General features: G+C 44.5%; 16 protein-coding genes. 1 reads left to right on the forward strand and 15 read right to left on the reverse strand.

Annotated features, from left to right (window positions below; all coding sequences use genetic code 11):
• Positions 1-2 precede the first annotated feature (2 nt).
• Genes R8806_RS12575 through R8806_RS12590 form a run of 4 tightly spaced genes read right to left on the reverse strand, consistent with a single transcriptional unit; the run spans position 3 to position 3,988 of the window.
• Positions 3-1,121 (reverse strand): aspartate aminotransferase family protein, encoded by a 1,119-nt coding sequence (locus R8806_RS12575; RefSeq protein ID WP_124317601.1) that lies wholly within the window; start codon positions 1,119-1,121, stop codon positions 3-5.
• A gap of 11 nt (positions 1,122-1,132) precedes the next feature.
• Positions 1,133-2,095, reverse strand: coding sequence for an N-acetyl-gamma-glutamyl-phosphate reductase (gene argC, locus R8806_RS12580; RefSeq protein WP_124317602.1), 963 nt, complete (start codon positions 2,093-2,095; stop codon positions 1,133-1,135).
• Positions 2,092-3,294, reverse strand: coding sequence for an argininosuccinate synthase (locus tag R8806_RS12585; RefSeq protein ID WP_124317603.1), 1,203 nt, complete (start codon positions 3,292-3,294; stop codon positions 2,092-2,094). Before R8806_RS12585 ends, argC begins: the two co-directional genes overlap by 4 nt.
• A gap of 16 nt (positions 3,295-3,310) precedes the next feature.
• On the reverse strand, positions 3,311-3,988 hold the full coding sequence (locus tag R8806_RS12590; RefSeq protein ID WP_307720346.1) for a GNAT family N-acetyltransferase: 678 nt from the start codon (positions 3,986-3,988) through the stop codon (positions 3,311-3,313).
• Between the two features lie 405 nt (positions 3,989-4,393).
• On the opposite strand from R8806_RS12590, the gene R8806_RS12595 reads away from it, so the two are divergent.
• Positions 4,394-5,758, forward strand: a complete 1,365-nt coding sequence (locus tag R8806_RS12595; RefSeq protein ID WP_124318356.1) for a S41 family peptidase — start codon at positions 4,394-4,396, stop codon at positions 5,756-5,758.
• Positions 5,759-6,199: 441 nt separating this feature from the next.
• Here the strand turns inward: R8806_RS12595 and R8806_RS12600 are convergent, their stop codons facing one another.
• From R8806_RS12600 to R8806_RS12650, 11 genes are all read right to left on the reverse strand, one after another.
• Positions 6,200-6,919 (reverse strand): head GIN domain-containing protein, encoded by a 720-nt coding sequence (locus tag R8806_RS12600; RefSeq protein WP_124318296.1) that lies wholly within the window; start codon positions 6,917-6,919, stop codon positions 6,200-6,202.
• Between the two features lie 307 nt (positions 6,920-7,226).
• Entirely contained in the window at positions 7,227-8,639 is a 1,413-nt protein-coding gene (locus R8806_RS12605; protein WP_151412070.1) for a TolC family protein, read from the reverse strand.
• Between the two features lie 118 nt (positions 8,640-8,757).
• A complete protein-coding gene (locus tag R8806_RS12610) occupies positions 8,758-11,880 on the reverse strand; it encodes an efflux RND transporter permease subunit (protein ID WP_124317849.1) in 3,123 nt (1,040 codons plus the stop codon).
• 70 nt (positions 11,881-11,950) lie between these two features.
• Complete coding sequence (locus tag R8806_RS12615; RefSeq protein WP_151412069.1) at positions 11,951-13,030, reverse strand: efflux RND transporter periplasmic adaptor subunit; 1,080 nt, start codon at positions 13,028-13,030, stop codon at positions 11,951-11,953.
• Positions 13,031-13,091: 61 nt separating this feature from the next.
• Positions 13,092-16,583 (reverse strand): ABC transporter permease/M1 family aminopeptidase, encoded by a 3,492-nt coding sequence (locus R8806_RS12620; RefSeq protein ID WP_124318175.1) that lies wholly within the window; start codon positions 16,581-16,583, stop codon positions 13,092-13,094.
• A gap of 188 nt (positions 16,584-16,771) precedes the next feature.
• Entirely contained in the window at positions 16,772-17,941 is a 1,170-nt protein-coding gene (locus tag R8806_RS12625; RefSeq protein WP_124317763.1) for a TlpA disulfide reductase family protein, read from the reverse strand.
• A gap of 31 nt (positions 17,942-17,972) precedes the next feature.
• Positions 17,973-19,406: a RagB/SusD family nutrient uptake outer membrane protein gene (locus R8806_RS12630; RefSeq protein WP_124317764.1), complete on the reverse strand. Its 1,434-nt coding sequence runs from the start codon at positions 19,404-19,406 to the stop codon at positions 17,973-17,975.
• Between the two features lie 19 nt (positions 19,407-19,425).
• Positions 19,426-22,980, reverse strand: a complete 3,555-nt coding sequence (locus R8806_RS12635) for a SusC/RagA family TonB-linked outer membrane protein (protein ID WP_124317765.1) — start codon at positions 22,978-22,980, stop codon at positions 19,426-19,428.
• 39 nt (positions 22,981-23,019) lie between these two features.
• On the reverse strand, positions 23,020-24,219 hold the full coding sequence (locus tag R8806_RS12640; RefSeq protein ID WP_151412068.1) for a FecR family protein: 1,200 nt from the start codon (positions 24,217-24,219) through the stop codon (positions 23,020-23,022).
• A 71-nt stretch (positions 24,220-24,290) separates the two neighbouring features.
• Positions 24,291-24,947, reverse strand: a complete 657-nt coding sequence (locus R8806_RS12645) for an RNA polymerase sigma factor (RefSeq protein WP_229782999.1) — start codon at positions 24,945-24,947, stop codon at positions 24,291-24,293.
• 79 nt (positions 24,948-25,026) lie between these two features.
• Positions 25,027-26,436: a TolC family protein gene (locus R8806_RS12650; protein ID WP_151412067.1), complete on the reverse strand. Its 1,410-nt coding sequence runs from the start codon at positions 26,434-26,436 to the stop codon at positions 25,027-25,029.
• Positions 26,437-26,445: the final 9 nt, after the last annotated feature.

The raw sequence follows: 26,445 nt of genomic DNA on the forward strand, positions 1-26,445 counted from the left end.
TGTTAATTCATTACTTGTTTAAACCGAGCGACAAACTCATCAACTTCCTCCCGGGTAACACACAACGGGGGCAATAAACGCAAAGTGTTCTTCCCGCTATTCCCCGTGATCACGTGTTGATTCGCCAGCAAACGACGACGGAAAATTGAATGAGGAATATCAATATCCACCCCAACCATCAATCCCTTTCCCCGAACTTCAATCACCCCGTTCAAAACTTTTAATCGCTCCATCAGATACCCACCGACACGATCGGCATTTTCCACCAGTTGCTCGTCCTTGATCACATCCAACACGGCAATCCCAGCCGCACAAGCCAAATGATTTCCCCCGAATGTCGTTCCCAACATCCCCTTCTCCGCCTTGATCGACTCGCAAATCAGCACTCCGGCAACCGGGAATCCGTTGCCCATTCCTTTCGCCACAGTGATCACGTCCGGCTCAATCCCCGCGTGCTGATAGGCAAAGAATTTCCCGCTCCGCCCGTAGCCCGACTGGATTTCATCCAAAATCAATAACGTACCTGTCTGATCACAAACCTCACGAGCCGCCCGCAGAAACTCTCCTGTCGGAATCCGGATTCCCCCGACACCTTGAATTCCCTCCACGATGACAGCCGCATATTCCTCCCCGGACAACTCCCGTTTCAAAGCCTCCACGTCATTCAAATCGATAAATGTCACTTGATGTCCCCGGCTCCAAGGTGCCTGTATTGTCGGGTTATCCGTGATGGCAACGGCCCCGCTCGTACGCCCGTGAAAGGCAGCGTGCATGGCCAGTATTTTCGAACGCCCCGTAACAAAAGAAGACAGTTTCAAAGCATTCTCGTTAGCCTCCGCCCCGCTATTACAAAGGAACAAATTATAATCCGTGCAACCGGAAAGCTCCCGTAATTTCCACTCCAACTCCTCCTGCAAATGATTCTTCACGGCATTTGAATAAAACCCGATACGATTCAATTGCCCCGTCACCAACTCCACGTAATGCGGATGCGAATGTCCGATTGAAATAACGGCGTGTCCCCCGTAAAAATCAAGGTATTTATTTCCATCACGGTCCCAGAAATAGGCTTTCTCCGCCTTGACCGGCTCTATATCCAATAAATTATAAACATCAAACATACTCGAATAAATTAAAAATAACTGGCTTTCAAACCCAAACCCATTGTTTCTTCCAATCCGAACATCAGGTTCATATTCTGCACGGCCTGTCCGGATGCCCCCTTTAACAGGTTATCAATCACGGAAGTCACTAACACGTTACGATCCTGCCGTTCAATATGGACAAAACAATAATTCGTGTTCACCACCTGTTTCAAATAAACAGGTTCGTCACTCATCACCGTGAAAGGATGTCCCTCGTAACAAGCAGCATACACAGATCGGATTTCCGACAAATCCCGTTCACTCTCGAAAACCGCATTTACCATGATCCCCCGGGCATGACACCCACGCACCGGAACAAAAGCAATATCCGTCTGTACATCTTCATCCTGCCCGGACAATGTTTCCCGTATTTCAGCCAAATGCTGGTGAGAAAAAGCCTTGTAAACCGAAAGATTCTGCGCCCGATGGCTATAATGCGTCTCTTCCGTCGGTTTCTGTCCCGCACCCGTCGCCCCGGTAATCCCGAAGACCGACACGTGGGCAGGCAGCAAACCACTCTTCGCCAACGGTAGCAACCCCAATTCTATTGCCGTCGCGAAACATCCCGGATTCGCCACGTGCCAAGCTCCTTGTATCCGCTCCCGATTCAGTTCCGGCAAACCGTAAATAAAATCCCCGGCATTCGACTTTAACCGGAAATCATGACTCAAATCAATGATTCGCACAGATGCCGGAACCGGATGCCGTTCTAAAAATTGAGCCGACATCCCGTGTCCCATGCACAGGAAAAGAACATCAATACCCGTCAAATCCAAATCGGAAAACTTCAAATTCGTGTAAATCAAATCCCGATGAACTCGTCCGACAGGTTCTCCCCGGTGCGATTCACTTTGTAAATAACGTAATTCCACTTGCGGGTGAGAAATTAATACGCGGATCAATTCCCCCGCGGTGTAACCGGCAGCCCCGGCAATACCCACTCTGATCATAGTCCCTCCTCGCTCTTCTCGTTCACCGCGTGATACACCCGCAAAGGCATCGACAACATCCGGGTAAAACCTTTCACATCCTCTGCCGTCCAAGCCTTGTTCTCCTCCCCGTAACAAGCAAACGTGGCATCCATCAGATCATGGTCTGACCGCACTCCCAACAATTCGAAACAATAGGGACGCATCCGAACCCGCACGTCACCCGAAACGTATCGTTGTGTATCTTTTAGGAAACTCTCGATATTCCGCATAACAGGTTCCCCGTACATGGCCTCGTGTAAAAACATCCCGTACCAATTGGCCAGTTGTTCCTTCCAATACATCTGCCATTTCGTGAGTGTATGTTTTTCCAGTAATTCATGGGCTTTAATAATCATCAACGGAGCAGCCGCCTCGAAACCGACACGTCCTTTAATCCCCACAATCGTGTCCCCCACGTGGGTGTCACGACCGATTGCCCAAGCAGAGGCCAAAGCCTCCACCCGGCGGATAGCCTCGATTTTATCCGTGTAACATTCACCGTTTACCCGGCACAACTCTCCCCATTCAAACGACAAGATCAACTCCTCTTCACCCTCCTTCTCCAAAGAAAAAGGATAGGCCTCTCCCGGAAGATATTCCCATGAATTCAATGTTTCTTTCCCTCCCACCGAGGTTCCCCAAAGTCCTTTGTTAATGGAATAAGCCATTTTGGACCAATCCCGCTCCACTCCTTTCGATTTCAAATAGGCAATTTCCTCTTCCCGGCTCAGTTTCAAATCACGAGTCGGGGTTATAATTTCCATTTCCGGGGCAAACACGGAAAAACAAAGATCAAAACGAACCTGATCATTCCCGGCCCCCGTACTTCCATGAGCCAAGCCGTCCGCCCCGATCTCCTTCGCGTAACGAACGATAGCCAACGCTTGGAAAGTACGTTTGGAGCTGACCGATACCGGGTAAGTCTTGTTACGCAAAACATTCCCGAAAATCATGTATTTAATACATTTCTCGTAATATTCCCCCGTGACATCCAGCGTCACGTGTTTCTTCGCCCCCAAGGCATACGCCTTTTCCTCGATCCCGGCCAGCTCACCGGGGGTAAATTCCCCGGTATTCGCCAATGCCGTGTAAACCTCAAGTCCCATTTCCTCGCTCAGGTACTTGACACAATAAGAGGTATCTAATCCCCCGCTATATGCTAAAACTACTTTTTTCATGAATATAAATTACAAGTTACAAATTTGCCGTATGTTTCATGGCAGAGCGAGAAACCGGTAACCCGCAAACCGCCAACGTGGCCCCCACAACATGACGCAGATGCTTGAACAAAGGCAATGACCTCCCCTTAGCCGCCTTTTTAGCCGCCGCCTGTTGTCTGGCCACGACCTCCGGATCATAAATCATCCCGGTACAAAGACACTTGGTCATGTTCGTCCGTTGCAATATGTCATAATTCACGCAAGACTTGCATCCGGCCCAAAACTCCTCGTCATCCGTGAGTTTGGCAAAAGTAACAGGCACGTAACCCAATGAAGTATTGATTCGCATCACCTGCTCACCAGTTGTCAAGCCGAAAAGCTTTGCTTGCGGGAATCGCCTTCGCGACAGATGAAAAGCAGCCTCCTTTATTTGTTTTGCCACTCCCAATCCCCGGTACGCCGGTACCACGATTAACCCGGAGTTCGCCACGAATTTCTGGTGACCCCATGATTCAATATAGCAGAAACCCACGAACTCCTCTCGATTCAGAGCGATAATTGCCTTTCCACTTCGGATTTTATCGGCAATATACTCGTTCGTTCTTCTGGCTATACCAGTACCTCTTGCTTTTGCAGCATGATCAATCGCATCGTTTATCGCTGTCACGTATGACAGGTGTTTCTCGGATGCAACTACAACTTCAATCTTCATCTTTTTACCATTTAATCTAAATCATTCAAATTCTTTTTGATTACTCATTGTGCATATTTATTTATTCACCGTGCAAATATATGCATTAATATGCGGCAAAAACAAATATTTTCTCATTTTTTTCACCGAAAGAAAAGAAAACGCCTTGACACCCACCATCAACAAACAATCAAACAACATATTACATGAAATAAAAACAACAAGCAAAGTGCCACTCATTCCCAATACCACAAGCATCACACGAAGAAAACGTACTAATTTCACCATCTCTAAAACACGAAGAAAACGATCGGGATAGTCATATTGAATAAATATGCAATATTACCAAAAACTTTTTATTCAAAATCGCATATGGAAATCCATTAAAAATTCGTAATATTGTGGCTTACTATCAGACATAAACTTATGTATAGACTATTCTTCTTTTCGATTTTAGCAGGATTCCTATCAAGTTGTGAGGATTCACGCGGAGTAAGCCCTACTCCGGGCCCTTACTCGTATGTCCGGATTAACACGTTCACGAAAGACAAAATGACCGACCAATACTTTTGGGCGGATGAAGTCAAGGACAAAAACATTGATCCAGATAGTAACCCGGCGGAATATTTCGCTACCATGAAATACCCCGAGGACCAATGGTCACGCATCACGAGTTCCAAAGGTTTGGGAGAAATTGCCGACGCCTCCGGGTATGACGAAGGTTTTGGCTACAACTTGACTTTCTGGGAGAAAGAGGGCTACATATTCGCGGATGTCAATTTCGTTCACCCGAATTCTCCAGCAGCAAAAGCAGGACTTAAACGGGGAGACCTGATCACTCACATGGACGGGGAAAGGATCACGACGGAAAATTACACGGACTTATATTACGCATCCCAGCTTTCTCTCGGGCTATCAAACGATGAAGTATCAGAACCGTACGAAACGAAAAAGCTGACCGCCCAAACATACACGATCGATCCGGTACTTGATTACGGGTTGATTCCCTTGGAGAACCAAACAATCGGGTACATGATCTACACGGATTTCGTGTTCCGCGGTAACACGTCGTTGGCACAACTGAACCACGTGTTCCAAACCTTAAAATCAGCCAATATTGACGAATTCATTCTGGATTTACGATATAATCAAGGCGGGTACATTTTTGCAGTGAAACAACTATGTTCACTTCTCGCCCCGGAAGAAGTCGTGGAAAACGAAGAACTGCTTATTCACAAAAGCTGGAATAAAGCATATCAGGAAAAATACGCTGATGATCCTACCCGCTTGGAAGAACATTTTGACAAGACGGTACCTCTTGATTCCCGTCTAAACTTGAAACGCCTGTGGGTGATCACGAGTAAAGTGACTGCATCAGCCGCCGAAATGCTGATCAGTGCCTTATCCCCATACATGGAAGTAAACGTCGTTGGCGACATTACCATGGGGAAAAATATGGGTGGAATCATCTACACGCCTAACGACAAAGACTTACAGAATTGGAATATCATGTTGATCTCCACGGAATACAGAAACAGTCGGGGAGAATCCGTCAAAGGCGGCATACCCCCCATGTTCCCCATCTTGGAGCAATTTCACCATCAATACCAACTGGGAGATAAAGAAGAACCCTTGCTGGCTGCAACCCTTCAACTCATCACGCAGGATGCGATTGCCACCCCGGTCATGAACAGTCGGAGCAGCAGAAGTCTCGACACGGGAACCCCTCGCCGGATTATCCCAAAATTCGTACAGGCAAGGTCTAGGCTATTACTAGGGATAGAAAACTAATTCACACGGGAGAGTCCTTAAAATTCAGTTTACATTTGCAGGTAGCTCCCTATCCGCTTTTCACTTTTTACATTCAAAAATGCAGAGGTGAGATGAAAAATTTTTGTACCATCTAATGTAAAATAATGTTATCAATATATGATCAAATTGCTATTTCAGAGCGAGCCGCTCCCATTCCCTTCCCATTCCGCCCCTATTCCCCTCCTATCAAAATAACAAATAATTATACTTGTATAGTATATATTAACAAGAGGATAAGTGTATGATAACTGTTTAATACCATTATTTTAACAGGATCAGTTATAAACCCGATCCGAACACAACTTTTCCGGGGACAAATCGTCACATCCCCGTGGAATACGCGGGTGTACTGGATTTGCAAACCTATTTATCGCCTCGTATGCTTATTACATGACCATCTAGTATGAAATCATATTCCTTCTATCTCCTTTTTACCAAAGTTCCCCGCCCAGTCACGTTTTGTTTGGTAATCCGCGGATTCCCGTCATAAATTAGAATACCAGCTGAAGAAATCTCTGCCTCCAACTGCCCGGAAATGGAAACTTCAGCCTTGGCAGCCCCGCTAATCTCAGCATCACAATCTTTCACACGCAGCTCCCAACCCTTCAGCGTGGCAGCGGAAGACATTTCCAAATCAAACTGCTCCACCTCACCTTTAAGCTCTAGTCTCGCGGCACCGGATGCCTCCACGTCAACTTCACTCCCTTTCACCTCCAACTTCACGCTCCCCGCACCGGATGCCACGATTTCCAGTTTATTCACGGCAAAAGGCGAACTTCCTTCCAAACGCCCGGCAGCCGCCACGTTTATATCCGTGATAATAGGCATGGACACGGAAACGTTCATTGCCGTATATCCCCGAACAATCACTTCCGGGTCAAGGAAGATATTCAATTGCCCGTTCTTTATCTCCGTTTTTATATAAGGAATAATATTATCATCCGCCTCCACGGTAATCCCTTCCGTTTTTCCTTGTGATATATACAAGGTGATCGACTGCTGAACGGAAACACGGGTAAACGGCTGATCCGCCTGACGATCATGCACCACAAGATACCCCGTTCCCTTGATTTTTTTCACCTCGGCAGAAACAACCCCTACCATCAACATCCCCAATAAAATCAAACCAATCCTTTTCATAATTAACAATTTACGATTTATAATTCATGATTAAAAAGCGTAGACCTCGCAGGTGGAAATTTAAAATCTAAAATTTAAGGTAATTATATACAACTTTCCAGTCCATTAAGGTAATGCTTGTTTTCATTCTCAAACTCCTCCGTCACTTCGTGCCACCTCCTCTATAAACAGAGGAGGAGCTGGTGACTCTTCCCGAAGACAGGGAGTATTTCAACTCTCCCTCTGTTTATAGAGGGAGTACGGCGAAGCCGGGAGGGAGTTGGTTTACTGTAAATTCATATATAAGTTCCAAATTTAAAATCTAAAATTATTCGAGTTTTCCTATCGCCTTCAGGTATTCCGATTCACACAATTTCAAAGCGGCCTTCGCGTCCACCCATTCGCTCCAAGCCTGTTGCCATTGGGCCTGAGCCTCCAACAAGTTTGTCAGATTTTCCATTCCCACCTCATACTGATCCTCGGACACTCTCAGATTTTCCTTTGCCTGCTCCAAGGCGGATTCCGTCAAACGTATCCGGGTTTGGGCATCATTCAGTTTAAAGCGACTTCCGGCTATTTCCAGCCGCATCATCTCGCCCAATCGCTCTTTATTCAAGCGACTCATTTCTTCCTCGGCCTTCGCCACCCGAACTTTATTCCGTCCCTCTCCCCAGTTGAAAATAGGTATCGCCACGGATGCCATGGCACTAAAAGAACCGGAATTAGAATCATCACCGTTCAATTTCAAACCACCGCCATAACCGTAACCCGCGGAAACACCCACTTGAGGCAGGAAATCGGCACGGGTCACGTTTATCTCCTTCCGTTTCATCTCCACCTGTTTCTCCAACATGTTATAATCCGGCCTTTGTTCCAGCCCGTCCGGCAACGCCAGCACACCGGGCGTTATCGTGGCCGATAGTGAATCGGTCAGTACCAACTCGGTATTCAAATCCAGTCCCACTAAACGACAAAGATTCATTTGAGCCAACTGCTTTCCATGTTCCGCTTGTTGTAGCTGTAACAAGGCATCATTATATTTCACCTGAGCTTTCAACACATCATTCAACGGGGCCATCCCTGCCTGCTGGGCATCTTCCAAGTTCTTCACCAACTCGTTCACCACCGACTTGTATTTCCGGGCAACCAACACCAATTCCTGCACCCGGACACATTGCCAGTAAGCCTGTTCCAATTCGACAAGCACTTCCGAACGATTCAACCGAATATTTTCCTCGGCAAGCTCTTCCCCAAATTTAGCCGCCTGATGTGCCGCCCGGATTTTCCCTCCCATAAACAAAGGTTGTTGCAATTGAACCGATGCCATATACACCCCTCTCAAAGAAAGCGATAATGGTATGTCCGGTAGAAAAGCATATTCATGGAAGACCGGCTTTCCATCCGTCCCCATCACGGGTTTCCCGTCAGCACCTATGACAACATTGGGTTGCAATTTCCCGTCGGCACCGGGTACGTAAGTCGGCAGATAGCCCCCGCTTAATTTGTATTCCTGCTTTTTCTGATGATATAAATAAAAGCCTGACGCGGAAAGTTTCGGCAAATAATTTGCCCCGTATTCTTTCTTGGTCCACACGGCCTTCTCTTTTTGCTTTTCCGCGATAGCCAATTGTTTGCTATATTCAAGAGCCATCTCCCTGCATTCCTTTAAATCCAACTGCCGCTGGGCTCGTAAAGGAGCAAAAGCCAATAACAACCCGATTGATAATATAATAAAACGCATAGTGTAAAAGTTTAGAGTTTAGAAAATTCTGTGATTGCCGATTAAATGATTCAGTGATTTATGGAAATTCTGCCCCATGAGTGGCAATCCATTAATCGGCAATCACTAAATCACAAAATCATTCGGCTTTGATTTTAAAGAACAACGAATAGAACACCGGCAAGATCACCAAAGTAATCACCGTACCGATAAACAACCCGCCCATAATCGTCACGGCCAAGGCCCCGAACATATCGTCATTAATCAAGGGAATCATCCCCAAGATCGTGGTCATCGACGCCAGAAAGACCGGACGCAAACGAGAGGAAGAAGCATCCAGAAGAGCCAGAAAACGATCTTTCCCCGATCGAATCTGTATATCCACTTCATCTACCAGTACTACCCCGTTTTTAATCATCATACCGACCAATCCCAAGGCTCCCACGATCGCCACGAACCCGAATTCCTTACCCGCCAGCAACATTCCCAAAACAACCCCGATAATCGCCAAGGGCAAACAGAGAATAATCATCAGCGGCTTTTTAAAATCCTTGAACAAAGCGATCAGAATAGCCAGCACCAAAACAATTCCCAACGGAACGTTCTTAAACAAATACTGCTTGGATTGCGTGCTTGCCAGATACTCTCCCTGCCATTCCGTGGAATAACCGGGCGGGATATTCAATTTCTCAATCTTGGGCAGCAAACTATTTCGCACGTCATTTGCCGTGTAGCCGGGTGCGTTATTACACTGTGCCGATATAGAGCGTTGCCCGTTATATCGCCTGACCACCGGAACTTCCCACGAGGCGGTGATCCCGTTGGTTGCTTGGTTCAAAGGAGTAGAACCCACGACGGCCGTCATCACCTCATCCGTCGAAATCATTCCCATCATCAACTCCTTCACGGTTTCCAGACTCAACATATTCGTCGAAGGCACGAGGCTCCATACCGGAACATTATTCAATCGCCCCGGACGTAACCCGTCTTTACCCATACTTTTAATATAAATCGGCAAATCATGCTCTCCCTCGTAATATGACCCGACAGGCAACCCGTCCGTGGTGGCCAGTAAAGCCAACCCGACATCCTCCCTAGAAAGGTTCGCCACGCGAGCTATCGGCTGATAATAATCCACGTTCAGCACGGGCGTCATCGGCCCCCAGTCATTCGTCACTAACATCGTCGTGGAATCCTCATTCATCAATTCCTCCACCTCCCCGCACAAACGTTTCAACACGGCCGGGTCCGGACCGGAAATCATAAATTGTACCGGATAATCCATATACATCAAATTATATTGTTTCATCCGAACGTATGCCTCCGGGTAATGCTCCGAAAGGTAAACCTGTAATGAATCAATATTCGCCTTTAAGGTTTCGGGAGAAGTGAAATCCACGATTAACTCCCCGTAACTTAAAGCGGGTTCTGCCACCGTTCGTACAAGATTATACCGGGAAGGAGTTCCTCCCAAACTGGTCGTAACGGCCGTAATTTCCGGACGGCTGGTCAAATATTCCTCGATAGAGGCCAGATCCCGTTTCACCGTCTGGGGATTCGTACCGTAAGGCATTTTATACTCTATATACAACTGATTATAGCTCAAATCCGGAAAAAATCCCTGTTGCACGAACCGGAACAGGTAGATGCTGACAACCAGCAACAGGACAATCCAACCAATCACCCATACCCGGTGACGCACGGAAAACTGCAACGTGTTCCGGAAAGCCTTGTACACCCGGGTATCGTACATTTTTGTCTCATCTTCCACCTCTCCCGGCTTTACCCTTAAACCCCGGTCCGCCTGTATCGGGACATACGCCAAGGCAAGAATCCAGCTCAACCACAAGGACACGGCCAAAACGATAAACAAGTCCCGGACATACTCTCCCGTGGTATCGGGAGATAAAAATATCGGCAAGAAAGTAAGAATCCCGATCGTGGTCGCTCCCAGCAAAGGCCAAGCCGTCTTCTTCGTGATATTCACCAAAGCCGCCGGCTTGGGAATCCCCTTCTTCAAGTCCACGAGAATCCCATCCGTGATCACTATCGCGTTATCCACCAACATTCCCATCGCCACGATAAACGAGGCCAGCGAAACCCGTTGTAATGTCCCGTGCATCATGTACAGCACGAGTAACGAGCCCAATACGACAATCACGAGACCGGCCCCGATGATATACCCGCTCCGGAATCCCATGAAAAGCATGACCACCAAGATCACGATAACCACCGATTCGATCAGGTTTACCATGAAGACGTTAATGGCACTTTTCACCCGTGCCGGTTGAAAGAATACCTTTTGAAAATCAATCCCCGCCGGAATAATATCTTCTTTCAACTCGGACAGTTTGGCATCCACCTTTTTTCCCAATTGAAGAATATTCCCACCTTCCTCCATGGCAATCGAAATCGCTATTGCCGGCAAAGTATCATATAACAAACCTTCCCGTTCCGGTTTCACGTAACCCTTCGTAACACGAGCCACATCCGACAAGCGGATCTGATCCTGTTCGTGTCCCTTGATCAAGAGATTACGAATATCGTCGATCTCCTTGTAAGCCCCGTTCACGTTCACCCGCACCCGTTTCTCCCCGCTATCGAAATAACCGGAGTAAACCGTTTTATTCTGCCCGTTCAGGGTCATGATTATTTCTGCCGGATGCACACCCATGTTAGCCATCTTATCTTCCAGAAACTCGACGTTTATACAGGACTGACGTTCTCCATACACGTCCACACTGCTCACCCCGTCAATATCCAACACGGAACGACGAACCAGTTCCGCGTAATCCGACATTTCCTGATAGTCAAAACCATCGGACGTCATGGCATAAAACATCCCGTACACGTCCCCGAAGTCATCCATCACGATGGAAGGTTGGGCCCCATCCGGTAGCTGAGCTTGCGCTCCCATGACTTTCCGGCGTAAAATATCCCACTTCTGCTGCAACTCCGCCAAGGGAACCGTACTACTCAATTCTACCATAATCTCCGACACGTCATCCATCGAACGAGAGGAAACATGATCCAAGTCCCCCATCGAACGAATCGCCTTCTCCAATACATCCGTCACTTCCAACTCCACCTGATAGGCAGAAGCTCCCGGATAGGCCGTCACCACCATAGCCTGCTTCACGGTTATCGCCGGGTCCTCCAACTTACTCATCGTGAAAAACGAGTATATCCCCCCAACAACCAAAACGAAAACAAAGAAGTAGACAAAAGCTCTATTCTTTAAAGCATATTCCGTAAAATTCATTGTATTTTGTTGCTTTGCAACGTTGCAAGTTGACCGGTTGCAAGTTGCAGGTTAATTTAATTTTCAATATCTATAACAATTTTCCAACGTTGGAAGAGGACACGGGGGGTAGCAACCGGACTTTTTGCCCTTCCTTCAAACCGTTCACCCCGGCAGAAACAATCCTTGTACCCGAGGCCAGATCCGATTCCACGATGACTTGCCCGTCTTTATCCAGTTCGACAACTTTCACGGGATTCATCCTCACGGTTGTTTGGGTGGTATCATACACCCACACGTATGATTGATCCTCTTTTTGAAACAAGGAAGAGATTGGGATAATAGATAGCCCCTCCTGACCCGGCTCGAAACGAATGGTCACGCTGACACTCATGCCTGCCGCCAGATTCAATTTCTCATCCGGTTTCATCCGGAAACGCACCCGGAAAAGTTGATTATAATTTGCTTGTTGTGTTATATCCAGTAATTCCAAGGGAATTTTTACACCCGGAAAGACATCCGCCTCGCAATAGAACTCCCTAAAGCTCTCCCGGCGAATAAAATCACTGGACGGAATATCAATATTTACCTCGTAGTAATCATTATTAATCATCGACAACACGGGAGTCCCGATATTCACAATCTCGTGAGCGTCAAAAAACTTTTTCTGGACATACCCGTCGAAAGGAGCCTTCAACTTCGTATCGTTCAACGCATTCAGATTCGCGTGATACAAAGAGGCAATCCGCTGCTTTGCCGCCACGGCCTTGTCGTAATCATTCACGGGAACACTTTTCCGGTGATACAACTCGATCACCCGATCCGATTCCTCCGTTACCTGCGTGTACTCCGCTTTAGTCGCCTCGTACTGCAATCTGTAATCCCTCGGATCAATCTCCGCCAACACTTCCCCTTTCTTCACGAACTCCCCCACTTCAGCGTTGAAACGTAGAATAGGTCCCGCCACCCGGAACGCCAACTGCACATCTGAAGCCGCCTTGATCTTCCCGGGATAGGTCGTACTACACTCCCCATCATACTTCTGCACCTCTGCCGTCTTCACCAATTGCGAAATCTCCAAACCCGGAGTAGCCCTCCGACAAGACATCGCAACAAGCAAAACTCCCGAAACAGAAGCCCACTTCAATACCGAAAACACTGTCTTATTCATATATATAAACTTTTAAATCGAGTATATATACTCAAAAGGTCGTGTTAAAGTTTCTATAAAATCATTTATCCCCCCTATAGACCCACTTGATCGCATCACCAAGAAGGACCTGATCCTTGTTTCCCTGATCCGTCAACACGATTTTACATTCACCGACAGGCAACTGGAATAGCCCCAGAGAAACCCATCCCACATGCTCTTTAATATCAACAGAAACCTCCTGCTTTTCCCCACCGACATCCACAATATAATATTGCTTTACCTCTTCCGGTTCTGATTCTGTAACAGAAAAAGCCGAAACAGTAAAGATTCCACTTCCCCGGCCACCTTTCTCCTGCTCTTCCATCCGATGGACAAAAACCTTCGGGGGAATATACGCCAGAATCTCGTACTCGCCCTCACGTTCAACCCGGGCAGTCCATTCCATCTTCGCTTTACTCCCCTGTAACATGAAAGCATGAGTAAGCTTATTCAACCCGTATGCCTCGGAACTAATCATGTGCCTCGGAACAACTTCAACCCCTTCCCTTATCATGAGATTTGACCCCATCTCATACCTCGACTCACTCAAAGGAGAAATCAGATTTCGTAGCCGTTTCCGAGAAGAAGGCGAGATCAATTTAAAATTCTCATCCTCGTTATCCACGATAATCTCCCCGGGGGCCGGCATGAAATAAGAACGATCCAGATCTTTCACGTACTCGGTCGTGTCCGTCGTTTTTGAAATATTCGTCAGTCCCTGAATGAAAAACTTTGTTGGAAGATTACTTGAAATATTTGTATTAAATGTTGATGTCATACCTTTCAGTACCACGGCAATCTGCATGCCGGTGCCTGCCTTAACCAAAAAATTCCGGGTAACCACTTTCTCCCCCTCTCGACCCTGCCGACGAGAATTCATCCCCGAAAATGTCATGTCCCGAGCCTCGAAAGAAACAACTCCATCAACATCACTATCATTAAAGACATTCACCGACACTCGAGAACGTCTATTTGCTTGATCACGAATCGTAAAACCTCCCGAGAAAGCGAAACCGGAAAGACTACCTTCTCCGTCCTCCTGAGATGTAACATTTTCCACTTTAAAATCTCTTACAAAGAAAACGGGTATCTTACGATTCTCGTACCACGCGGGCAAAACGTCCATCCAATCAACCCCAAACTTTTCAATAAACTCCCGGTTCATCTCATCAAATTCAACTTGCCGGAAACGATTTTCCCGAATAAACGTCGCTAAAAACGCTGTAATCTGCTCCATGGGAATATTCCTCACACTTAACAAACGCAATAGTTCCAAAGTTCTCTCGTGTAACAGAGTCGCTACCTCGTAAGGATTATCCAACCGATCACGGAAAAGATCACCCACACTACGTCCGACAAATCGTTCCTCTTGATCCAACTCAGAATAAGAGATAAAAAACGTGTTCGATTTCTTCAACGCATCTGTTAGTATGGAGTTAATTGCCGGATATTCGGCAGAATGTAATGCCATAGTCTGTTCATAAAACATGGGACTAATCGTGTACAAATTACCTACACTAGTACTGGCAACCCCATTACGCCACAAAAGAGAAGGCGAAACAACCGAGTACAACAACACTTTCGCCTGATTCACGTTATAACGATACTCATTCAAAAACATCGAAGATAACGATCTAGTCAGATCACTACTGAGCATATCCTCCGTAGAACTATAAAAAGACGACATCTCGGGCATCATTCGCTTTCTAAAAGCGACCTCCGCCTTATAATCATTCCACATCCCGATCCCCCGTTCCGGCAGAAATAACATACCGGGCTGGGCCATTTCACTTCCCCCTTTATTAGGACGGGCAAAGCCGGAAAAAGAAACCGGAGTCTCCACCAAAGTCAATTGAGAATAAGGATACGTGATCCCCATCTGTTCCTCCACGTTATAACGGGCATCACGAATGATGGCTGGAATGGAATCACGAATTTCCTCGAATCCCCGCAAAAGCTTACCATGCCCCGCAAAAAGATAAAGTTCATATAATGTAGAATCGACTACAAGATCATGCTTTTCAAAATTCCCGATACAAAGCCCCATCCCGGGCAAAGGAACATCTCCCGTAAAACAGACACGCCCTTCTTTCGTCTCCCGCTTTCCGGGAGCAATAACCGTTCGCCCATCTGTTGATGCCACTTGTAAGGAGTAGGAAGTAAAATCGGGCAAAGCATCATACGGGGATGCCGGATTCACCAACGGCTGGGCTACCGGATACCAAAGACATTCCGGGGTAAGCACCGTGAAATCATCCCCGACAAAAGCAAACCGCTTTCCCGCGGTAGAACTATGCCCGGGAATGGGTTGCAATTGAAATAATTTATCAAAATCCACGTCCAAATAACACACCCGCTCATCAATCCCGCCACGATACTCCACGGTTAATTCCACCTCCTCACCGGGTAACAATTTCCGAGCAACCCGAATCACTTGATTCTCCCGTTCAAACGACACGTCAGTCTCACCTTCTTGTATCGCGGACACGACCAAGGCCGGGTTCAGGTAAAGAATAATTTCCGATAATTCCTGATCCCCCTGATTTTTGACAAGAAGGGTACTCTTCCCAGACAGCACATTTCCCTTTTGCTCCACCTCCAAGGTATTCGAAACCACGTTTCCTTTCGGGAATTTTTGATATTTATTATAAGTTTCGGCATAAAGTTCCCGAACACTCTCCACGTTCTCCCGTGCCATATAGACAACTCCCCCGAATAGACCTCCCAGCACCAAACAACCGATCGCCACGATCATCACCCGCTTTCGGTTCACCGGACGATTCGGCAAGCGTTGAAACATCAACACGGCCAATCCAGCAAACCCCATCCCCACGAATAACCAGCAAACCCGCTGCATAAGATAAAGGGCCATTCCCGGATGTCCCGTCACTTCAGAAAAAGCATTCGGTAAAGACAACCCGAAGGGATCAAAAAGCCCTTCCCGCACCTTACCCAACTGAAACAGAAACACCCCAAATACCACCAAAAGAATCAATATACCAAGTCCCCGGTGACGAACCCATGTATGAATGAAGAAAGAGAAACCCAAGGCAAATACCAAAGCCGGAAAAATTATCGTGAGCCAGTAAAAAGGATAAAGCCAGAAATTAAAAGGAGACTCACTCGCAAAAATATGCAGCAACATCCCGATAACAAGAGAAATCCCCGCCATCGTCATAAAAGTCTTCGTGAATCCCAACATCATCCCCACCACGTAGTCCGCATTACTCTCCGGCCGATAGTAAACCGTATCCATCGAATCCATTTTCCTCTCTTTCCCAAGAAAAGACCCTGCCAAAAAGATCAAGGGCACAATTTGTAAGATCGTGAACAGATAAGCATTTTCATGAGGAAGATAAGATGACAACGTCACCAATCCACTATTTACCCCATAAAAAATATTGGTCTGCGCCAAGACCTGATAAAGTATAACAATCAGAAAAAGTAATAACAAAAACAGCCGGAACATCCAACTTCTCAACAACAATCTCGAATTATAACAAGCAACGGTTTTTAAGTTATGAATGTCCATGATATTGGAATATTAAAAAATTTACATACTATTCGCCCCACATATTATTATGCAATAGTACTAATAATAAGAGATAATCGCAAAATTCATTCAAATATGTTTTCAAATAAAAAAACATATAACTCAAGAGAGCCGTCCAACTGGACGACTCTCCCTTGTATCTCCTCGAAAACAACACGAAAGATAATCTATTGAAAAAGTTCTTCTAACTTTTTTTGCAAAGTTTCACCTCTCAACTTAATCGACAAAACTTTTCCATTTGCATCTAACAAAAAGATTGCGGGAATCGTTTTCACTCCATAAGCATCAGAAATACCTGAATCATCCAAGAAATTCGGCCACGGGAGTTGCTCTTCGGATAACGCTTTTTCCCACGCTTTTTGATCCTTATCTATAGATATACTAATTATCCCCAATCCCTTAGCAGCAAACCGGTCATATAGCGCCTTCAAATTAGGAATTTCCTTCCGACAAGGTGCACACCATGATGCCCAAAAATCGACAAGTATGTATTTCTTATTTTTTTGTAGCTCTTGTAACGTAACCTTTTTCCCTCCAGAATCAGTTACTGTGAAACTCGGAGCATTCTTACCTTCAAGAGTTTCCGGGAACAATTCTTTATAAACGATTTGCCCGTAATAACTTTTTTGCACTTCTGGGGAAAAAGCCTCAAACCACTCTTTTTGATCTTCCTCAAACCAATTCATTAAATTCAACATCAAAAATGGTCCCCACCACGAATCCTTATTATCCAAAACGGCTTTTGTTATTTCCGCCTCAGCCTTTTCAAAAAAAGCAGCTTCATCTTTTTCCATCTGAGCATAAGCCTCTGTACGAGAAAGTGAATCTAAAAGAACTTGCTCCTTATTTCCTCGCGCTTCCCCTATTTTACGATTAATATCCGCATGTTTTTTCTCCTTATCTTCGTACAATTGATCCAATTTTGTTCTAAAATCTATTTTCTGAAGGAATTCGTCATGCACCGGTGAACCAGTAACCTTTATATCTGAAAATTCTACAAACATTTGACCATTATAATCCCGCTTTTCAGCTTTTCCATGTATGCAAACCTGTAATCCATTCTCTACAACTACAGGAATTACACCATTCATACCTTGAACCATAACATAATACAAACGAGGGGTTTCCACATTCCCCGTGAAAGAAAAACCTCCCTTTGTCATGATTGCTTCAGCCACAGGCTTTTCTTGTTTATGAGTTGCCCCTGGAACCAACTCCATAATGGTCCCGTCCGACAAGCCGGTAATTTTTCCTTGAATAGTAAACGAATCTTTAGGAGTACAAGCACCCACAATTAATATCATTCCAACCAACAAAACTAAAAAAGACTTTCTCATTTCAATTACTTTTATAAAATCAACAATTTAATTATCGTTTCACATTCTGTTGCAAAGTTCCATTACCGGGATTACTCGTTGCTCCCTGCGGGAATGGCATTGTCCACAAGTGTGATGTTGGAGAAAGCGAGAGCATTTTCCCGTTAAACTCCTTTGTTAACGTCCGGGCATATTTACTGTCTTGGTTCAAACGCCGGGCATCCCAGAAAGGAATTCCAGTCTGCACGTATTCATTAGCCTTCTCTTGAATAATGTATTTCACGGCCTCCTCAACAGAAGTAGCAGAAAGCGGGGTATAATAATCTTTAAAAATACGAGTCTCCCGTACCGCATTTAACGTCTCCATGGCATCGTCTAGGTTATCTTGACCACCCTTACGAGCTAAACATTCTGCCTTGATATAATACATCTCAGGCGTGGACAAACCACCCCCATTGAACTTATCATTACGAATGCCATAAAAAATATCGTCCGGAGCTTCATACTTCGCTTTCCATTTAGATGCGAAACGAGCATCCCCGGCCTCAAACAAAGCAGCCCGAGCAGTTGTCAATGCACCGGTCAACGCCGACTGTCCTCCATTCTTCTGTGAATTAGTCCCATAACGGAAAATATAGTTTTCAGGATTCGTCAGGGAAATCGCAGGGTAGCTATTAGACCAATCATCCGGTTTCTCAATCTGATCTTTATTTTCCTTATAATAATCTCTCCAATCAAAAAGTTTGTCATTACACTTCAACGCCTCTTCCGCATTCACTAAAGCCTCGTCATAATTCTCCATTGTAAGATACACCCGTGCCAACATCGCATACCCACATCCTTTATTCGGATGCAGGATCGTTTTTCCTTCCTTGGGAAGGGCCGGTAAGGCATCCGTTAAATCTTTCAATATAAACTCATACATTTTTTCAATCGTAACTTGAATGGAAGAAGCTCCCATATCGGCAGATTCTATCAAAGGCACAGATAATTTTGAAGAGGCCGAAGAAGCATTATAAGCATCAGCATAATAATTCGTCAGGTAAAAATAATTCATTGCCCGCAATACTTTCGCCTGCGCAATTAACTCCTGTTTCTCTGTCTTGGTACATTCAGTAGCATCAGGAACACTATTAATAATCAAATTCCAATTCGAGATGGCGGTATACGCATAATAATATGCCCCTTCATCCGAATTATTTTGCGCAATACGATCCTCATCCTCCATCCAATTATAATTAATAGACTCCAGAGACACGAACCCCAATGCACTAGGCTTTACATAGGAATCATTTAAAAGATTAATTGCTTGTGTTATATCATTCAAATGATTCGACTCGTTACGAATAAACGCATCAAAATCGGTTAACGTTGTCGGGATCTTTTCTCCTTTCGGCAGAATATTCAAAAAATCATCACAAGAAGAAAAAAACATTCCGATCGCAAGAATTATAATTCCCGCTATATATTGTATTTGCTTTTTCATCGTATTTCCATTTTTAAGATTAAAAATTCAAATAAAGCCCGCAGACGTAATTCGGTTTATCCTTACTCCCTAATAAATAACCCGCTTTACGATCAAATGCTATTGTTGCCAAATTCTCAATATTAAACTGTACCCTCGCCCCGCCAAAACCTATTTTCTTCACCCATTCATTGGGAATCTTATAAGTAAGAGAAATATTACTAATCTTAATATGCGATGCATCCCACACGTGAATATCTGCCCCCTTATAAATGGACTCTCTATCGTAATTAAAATCAGGTGACGTATAGAAAAGCAAACAAGGTACATCCGTGATCTTTTCATCTCCAGCCTGTTTCCAGCGCTTACGAATATCTTTGCTGGTCATGTCAATGATCCCGTTACTGTATGGATCTCCCATATTGATTTTAGGAATATTCGTATTCCGGATCTTATGCCCGCCAGCATAAAGCATCTGAATTGACAACTCAAAATCTTTATAATTAAACACATTCGTGAACGAACCGCTATACTCGGGAACAGTCGTTCCAACATAATGAATTGCTTCTAGATCCGTGTAATCAGTAGTAGTAATATTACCATCTTTATCATAAATCTGTGGCTCTCCCGTCTCACTCAAACCAGCCCACTTATAAGCATAAATTCCATTATAAGAGTTTCCTTCCACAGGATATGCCTCCGGATAATCCAGCTGCAGAAAATACACGGGAGCCTCCACGTTGATTTTCGTAACCTTATTCTTATTATAGCCTAAAAGGAATCCCATGTTCCATTTAAACGCAGATTCTCTAAACAGATCCCCCTGAAGAGTTAGCTCAAATCCCCGGTTACGCATCGCCCCATTATTAAATGTAAGCGTTGAATAACCAAATCCTTCCGTGGGTACTCCCATTTGATTTGCCAGCAAATCCACACTCTTTTTGTTATACACTTCGAACGACCCGACCAAACGATTCGTGAACATGGAAAAATCCACACCAACATTCACGGTTGTCGTCTTTTCCCACCGAAGATTCGGATTAGGTGGAGAAGAAATATTCCCGTACAAACCGCCCACGAGAGCACTTGTATAATAATTTGCAGTTAAATAAGGAGCTGCATTTTTAGCGATATTTCCCCCGATTCCATAAGAAGCTCGCAATTTCAACATATCTACCCAAGAGCAATTAAAAAAATCTTCCCGGTTAATATTCCAGTTAACCCCGACCGACCAAAGCGGTTTATTCTGATACTTCGAATTCGTTCCCCACAAGTTGGAACGATCCCATCGGATACTTCCTGAAAGCGTGTAACGATTATCGTAAGAATAAGCTCCATTCGAATAAAAAGACACGAACCGATTCACCATCTCCCTCTGGGCACTAGGAGCCGATAACGACGCCCAAGTATTCATCAGCCCGGAAAAACCTTGAGTTAATAAAGGTTCATCAATATATTGAGCCATCAAAAGGTCATTGTCATACCCGTAACGGGTTAGATTACTATATTCCAATTTTGTATTACGTATTTCTTGACCAAGAATCCAAGTAATACCATGTACACCATTAACCACTTTATCAACATTTAACTGTTGACGGAAATTATAAGCATTGGAAAAATGATTCTGGGTATAAAATATATCCCCAGCCGGAAGATTATAAACCACATTCCCATCCGTGTAAGTAGCAAACTTATTAATCATTACACGCGTCGCATAGGAATCCATTTCTTCCAAACGTTTTACTCGATTCACCCCATATTCATATTGGAACATCGTGTTATAAGTTAACCATGGCAAAATCTTCACTTCTAACTTTGCAAACAGCCTGCTCATAAACTCTTTCGTCTTTGTCAATCGCTTATCTAACTCTGCCAATGGAGTTATATCCACGTCATACAGCCCGTAATTTTCAATATTATCCCGTACCGTTTTTTTATACTGGGAAGGCATCGTGATCCAGTTCCCATCATCATCCTTCAAACGATCGTAAGGACTCGCAGTAAAACCGGCCCCGTAAGAATTCAATAAATCATACGTCTGCGTCGTGGCATTTTTAAAATTAACATAAACTCCTACATCAGCCTTCAACCATGAAACAACCTGCATTGAATTTTGAATATTTAAACCGATCTGATCACTCTTTGCATATTTATCTTCCTCTTTATTATTGCGATAACTGGCCGAGAGCATAAAATTATTACGATCGGTTGCTTTACCCACACTTAAGTTATATTGTTGATAAAATGGATTACGTTTAGCATACTTTTCTACATCCTTGTAATAGCTGTAACCTCTTGACGCTAATTCAGACAGTTTAGCATCCGCTTCGGATTGAGTAATTTTATTCGTATAGAGATCAAGCAATATATTAATTCCCGCACTGGGAGATGCATAATTATTACGACGATTCATCGCCTCTGCTAGCGCTCGATCAATCCCATTATTTAATTCCGGATTTTCGGCAGCCCACTGTTTTTCTAATTCAATAATATCTGCTGAATTCGTCAAATTTCCCGTGTAATAAGAATAAGGACGCACTGTCAAAACTCCAGACAATTGAATTTGTGTTTTCCCCTGTTTGGCCTTTTTCGTGGTAATAACAATTACTCCGTTTGCCGCACGAGCTCCATAAATAGAAGCAGCCGAAGCATCCTTCAATACAGTTATACTCTCAATATCTTCCATATTTAACACTGGAGCATTTTCTGTCACACTTCCACTAGCATCAATAGAAGTATTTTCCACGGGGAAACCATCAATCACATAAAGCGGAGTTTTTTGAGCATTCATGGTCGATACACCTCGAATAATACCATCTGAATATCCAGCAATCTGACCTTCCAGCACTGACGAAAGATTATCCATTCGTCGCATTTCCAACACCTGTGAAGACACTTTTGCAAAAGCCCCAGTAGACCGTTCTTTAGAAATCGTTTGATAGCCCGTCACCACCACTTCCTCAATTGTTTCGTCATCCGGAACAAGCTTAAAATTAATCACGTCCTGATCCCCTATCACCTTCTCCACCGATTTATACCCAACAAAAGAAACAACAATTACATTATATTTTTCATCAAAAGTCAACGAATAATTCCCATTCACATCAGAAGGAACTCCTGTCGTCGTCCCCTTGAGCCAAATATTGGCTCCCGGAATGGGTTGACCATTTTCGTCAAGCACCTGACCTTTGATCGAACGTTTCTTTTTCTCTTCTTGAACCACTTTTTTCTGTGTAGCAGGTTTCACCACCACAATGTCACCTTGAATCTCAAACGTGTAAGGTTGATCTTTAAAAATTCTTTCCAAAGCTGTTTTTAACGGTAAATTCTCGAACTTGAGCGTCACGTTAGAAGCTTTCTGAATCTCGATCTCGCTGTAAATAAAATTTGCCCCAGTTTGTGTCTTGACTAATTTAAAAACTTCACGCAAAGGCATATCCTTCACGTCCAATGTTACGCTTTTGGTCTGGGCCGAGGCAAAATTCCACAAACCAAACAGCATAAACACCCCCAACAGCAACACGTTCTTGTTAATTCCATGTCGCAAAACTGCTATTTTCAAGAAATGCAGTTTTTTTAATCGATTTTTTTTCATAAAATTGTACTTTAATTGTTTCGCTAAAAAGCAATGAAATTAATTACTTGAGCGGGAGATGTTCGCTGCATCTTCCGCTCGTTTTATAATAATTGTTCGCCCTGATATTTTAAACTTAATATTTGTCGTTTTCTCAATAATCGACAACACTTCTTCCAACGACTGATCACGTTTCACGACTCCCGTGAACGGGTGATTACTGAATTCCGTGGTCTCGTAAACAAACTGTACGTCGTACCAACGAGATAATTGCCGGGTAATATCCGACAACGGCATCCGTTCATACTCATACGTACCGGAAACCCAAGAAGTATAAATAGACACGTCAACCTTCTGTTTCTCAAGATTATTCGTCTCCCGATCCAGCACGGACTGTTCCCCGGGTTTCAAACGAATACTTGATTGATCATTCCAAAACTCAACACTTCCTTCGACCAATGTGGTAATCACCTCCTGTTCATCCGGATAAGCAGTCAGGTTAAATCTCGTTCCCAACACACGTACCTCATTTTCTCCGGCATGTACCACAAATGGATGCTTTTCATCACGAGCCACCTCCAAATAGACCTCTCCTTTGACATAGATTTCTCTTTTTTTCCCGGAGAAACAATTCGGGAAACGCACCTCAGAGGCAGAATTTACCCACACCCGGGTTCCATCCGCTAACGTGAAATGATACTCTCCGCCAACAGGCACCGCAAGCGTATGATATTTCATCGGTTGATTCTCCAACTTACTCTGATCAAACCTTAATCCCTTCAAAGAATCGTTCACTAACACCAAACCATCCGACGTCACAATATGAGAGGACGTGGAAGAAGTTAAATCTATCATCTTTCCATCCTCACTCTGTAAAATAGCCTTTACTCCTCCGGGAGTAATTCCCACCTGTGATACCAACGTCCCCGGCTGTTCCACTTGTCGGGTAAACGGAAAAACAAACATCAGCAATAACGCCACGGAAGCAGCAACCACCGAGCCCACTGTCAAGAACAGCCTCCGTCCTTTTCGAGGTAGCCCAGCCAAAGAACTGTCAAGACGTTGCCACGACTTCTGAAGGTCAATTTTTTCTTGCACCTGCACGGATTTCAACACCTTCTCCGTCTCCCGAATCTCCCGGAACAAACGCATAGCCTCCGCATCGCTCTCCAATCTCTCACGAAGTAATTCGGCATCCGCAGGAGAAATCGTCCCGGCACTATATTCTGCAATTAATTCAAATATCGACTTATCTTCCATGTGTCATAATTTTTATACATATTCCCAAAATTTAAAAATGGGTGACACAAATCAAGAAGAAAAATTAAAATTTATTTTTCAGAAGAAAAGAACGAGAGGAAAAGAAAACAAAATGTCTTACCATCAAGAGATTTACGCAACGATTGAAGCGCCCTAGCGTAATAGGTTTTCACCGTGTTCACCGAAATTCCCATCTCCTCGGCAACCACCTTATAAGGTGTATTATTAAAAACAATCGCGGTAAGAACCTTCTTCGGATTAGCGGGTAAATCCTCAATGGCTACATATAGATATTCTTTCATCTTCTCTAATTCCACTTCACGATCACGAGACATTTCTTCCAAAAAATCATCAATATGCAACTCTATCTCCACGAAATACATCCTTTCCCTATCCCGCATAAACTGCAAGGAGGCCTTACTTACCGCCCCAAACAAATAAGACCTCAAAGATCCTGTAAAAACCTGTCCCCGCTTATTATTCCACAAGGATATAAACACCGTCTGAACAATATCTTCCGCATCTTCCACCGAAATCAAATAACGCATGACATACATACACAATGCTTGATAATAAGTATCAAACATCATCTTCATACATCTCTCATCTCCGGCCTCTAATAGACGAATTATCGTTGTTTCTTTTATATCAGGCACGATACTACTCCTTTTACGTGACACGGTAAAGTTAAAATTATTCCCGCTATTTGCAAAAAATAATTCAAACACATATCCCAACTTATAGTTTTTAGCTTTTAACTTTTATCTTATAATTAATAAGGCTTGCTTTTGGGGCAAGCCTTATTAATTATAGCCGTCCCGTCGCCTTCAAGTACCTCGTCTCGCTCAACCGTAATTCCGCCTTTGCGTCAATCCAGTCACTCCACGCCTTTTGCCATTGCGCCTGAGCCTCCATGTAGTTCGTGATCGTCTCCATTCCCACCTCGTACTGATTCTTGCTCACCCCTAGATTTTCTTCTGCTTGGCTCAACGATTTACGGGTCAGCATAACCCTTGTGTGACAATCCTCAATATTATAGCGAGCCCGTGCAATCTCCAAAAGCATCATTTGTGACATCTCCTCTTTCTTCAATCGACTCATCTCCTGCTCAGCTTTCATCGCTTTAATCTTTCCCCGGCCCTCACCCCAGTGATAAATCGGAATCTTCACGGATGCCATAGCCGTGAAAGACGCCACATCCTCCGTCTGCCCGTTCAGGGATATTCCCCCCGAAAATCCATAAGAGGCAGAAACTCCCACCTCCGGCAAAAAATCAGAACGGGTCAACGCCACCTGTTTCTCCTTCAATTCCACATCCTTCTCCAACAAATTATATTCGGGACGCTGTTGTAATCCCTCCCCGGCATTCAACACGCCCGGAGTCACCTCATCATACAAAGAATCACTCACCTGTATCGTCGAATAAAGATCAATCCCGATTACCCGGCAAAGATTCATCCCTGCCAAAGCCTTCCCGTTCTCCGCCTTTTGCAACATCAACTCGGCCTCGTTCAACTTTACCTGTGCCTTCAGCAAATCATTTCGGGAAGCCATCCCTGTTTCGTAAGCATCCGTCAAATTCCGCACTAACTCATTAACTACCGCCTTATACTTCTGGGCAGAAGTCACCAGCTCCACGACACGCAAGTATTGCCAATAAGCCTCGTCCGCCTCGGTAATCACCTCCGCACGGGTATACTGCTTATTCAATTCGGACATTTCCTTTCCGATCGTGGCCATACGATAGGCTGAACGAATCTTTCCACCCATATAAATCGGTTGTTCTAGCATCGCTCCCGCCGAATAAACCCCTCGTAACCCTAACTCCAACTCAATATCAGGCATAAAAGCATATTGCGCCGAAAGAGGCAAACCATCCTTTCCCATCACCGGAAGTTTCGTCGCCGGGTCAATATAAAGATTGTAAACCAACTCCCCGTTTGCATCCGGCACGAACGTCGGTAAATACCCCCCATCAATCGTGAACGAACTCTTTTTCTGCATATAAGCATACAACCCGGTAGCCGAAAGCTTGGGCAAAAAATTCGCACGATAAGCCTTTCGCTCAAATTCCGCCTTCTCCCCCTGTTTCGTGGCAATCGACATCTTCTTGCTACTTTCTAAAGCCATTTCCCGACATTTTTCCAAGTTCAAAGAAACCTGCGCTTTTACCGGAGAAATACCTAAAACCAATAATATTATCAACAGACCTTTCATAATAATCTT

This window comes from Butyricimonas faecihominis, from assembly GCF_033096445.1.
In the GTDB taxonomy this organism is placed as follows: Bacteria; Bacteroidota; Bacteroidia; order Bacteroidales; family Marinifilaceae; genus Butyricimonas; species Butyricimonas faecihominis.

Bases quoted from the DNA above. Each gene is read 5' to 3' on its own strand.
- R8806_RS12575 (WP_124317601.1), bottom strand. From the start codon at position 1,121: ATGTTTGATGTTTATAATTTATTGGATATAGAGCCGGTCAAGGCGGAG.
- argC (WP_124317602.1), bottom strand. From the start codon at position 2,095: ATGATCAGAGTGGGTATTGCCGGGGCTGCCGGTTACACCGCGGGGGAA.
- R8806_RS12585 (WP_124317603.1), bottom strand. From the start codon at position 3,294: ATGAAAAAAGTAGTTTTAGCATATAGCGGGGGATTAGATACCTCTTAT.
- R8806_RS12590 (WP_307720346.1), bottom strand. From the start codon at position 3,988: ATGAAGATTGAAGTTGTAGTTGCATCCGAGAAACACCTGTCATACGTG.
- R8806_RS12595 (WP_124318356.1), top strand. From the start codon at position 4,394: ATGTATAGACTATTCTTCTTTTCGATTTTAGCAGGATTCCTATCAAGT.
- R8806_RS12600 (WP_124318296.1), bottom strand. From the start codon at position 6,919: ATGAAAAGGATTGGTTTGATTTTATTGGGGATGTTGATGGTAGGGGTT.
- R8806_RS12605 (WP_151412070.1), bottom strand. From the start codon at position 8,639: ATGCGTTTTATTATATTATCAATCGGGTTGTTATTGGCTTTTGCTCCT.
- R8806_RS12610 (WP_124317849.1), bottom strand. From the start codon at position 11,880: ATGAATTTTACGGAATATGCTTTAAAGAATAGAGCTTTTGTCTACTTC.
- R8806_RS12615 (WP_151412069.1), bottom strand. From the start codon at position 13,030: ATGAATAAGACAGTGTTTTCGGTATTGAAGTGGGCTTCTGTTTCGGGA.
- R8806_RS12620 (WP_124318175.1), bottom strand. From the start codon at position 16,583: ATGGACATTCATAACTTAAAAACCGTTGCTTGTTATAATTCGAGATTG.
- R8806_RS12625 (WP_124317763.1), bottom strand. From the start codon at position 17,941: ATGAGAAAGTCTTTTTTAGTTTTGTTGGTTGGAATGATATTAATTGTG.
- R8806_RS12630 (WP_124317764.1), bottom strand. From the start codon at position 19,406: ATGAAAAAGCAAATACAATATATAGCGGGAATTATAATTCTTGCGATC.
- R8806_RS12635 (WP_124317765.1), bottom strand. From the start codon at position 22,980: ATGAAAAAAAATCGATTAAAAAAACTGCATTTCTTGAAAATAGCAGTT.
- R8806_RS12640 (WP_151412068.1), bottom strand. From the start codon at position 24,219: ATGGAAGATAAGTCGATATTTGAATTAATTGCAGAATATAGTGCCGGG.
- R8806_RS12650 (WP_151412067.1), bottom strand. From the start codon at position 26,436: ATGAAAGGTCTGTTGATAATATTATTGGTTTTAGGTATTTCTCCGGTA.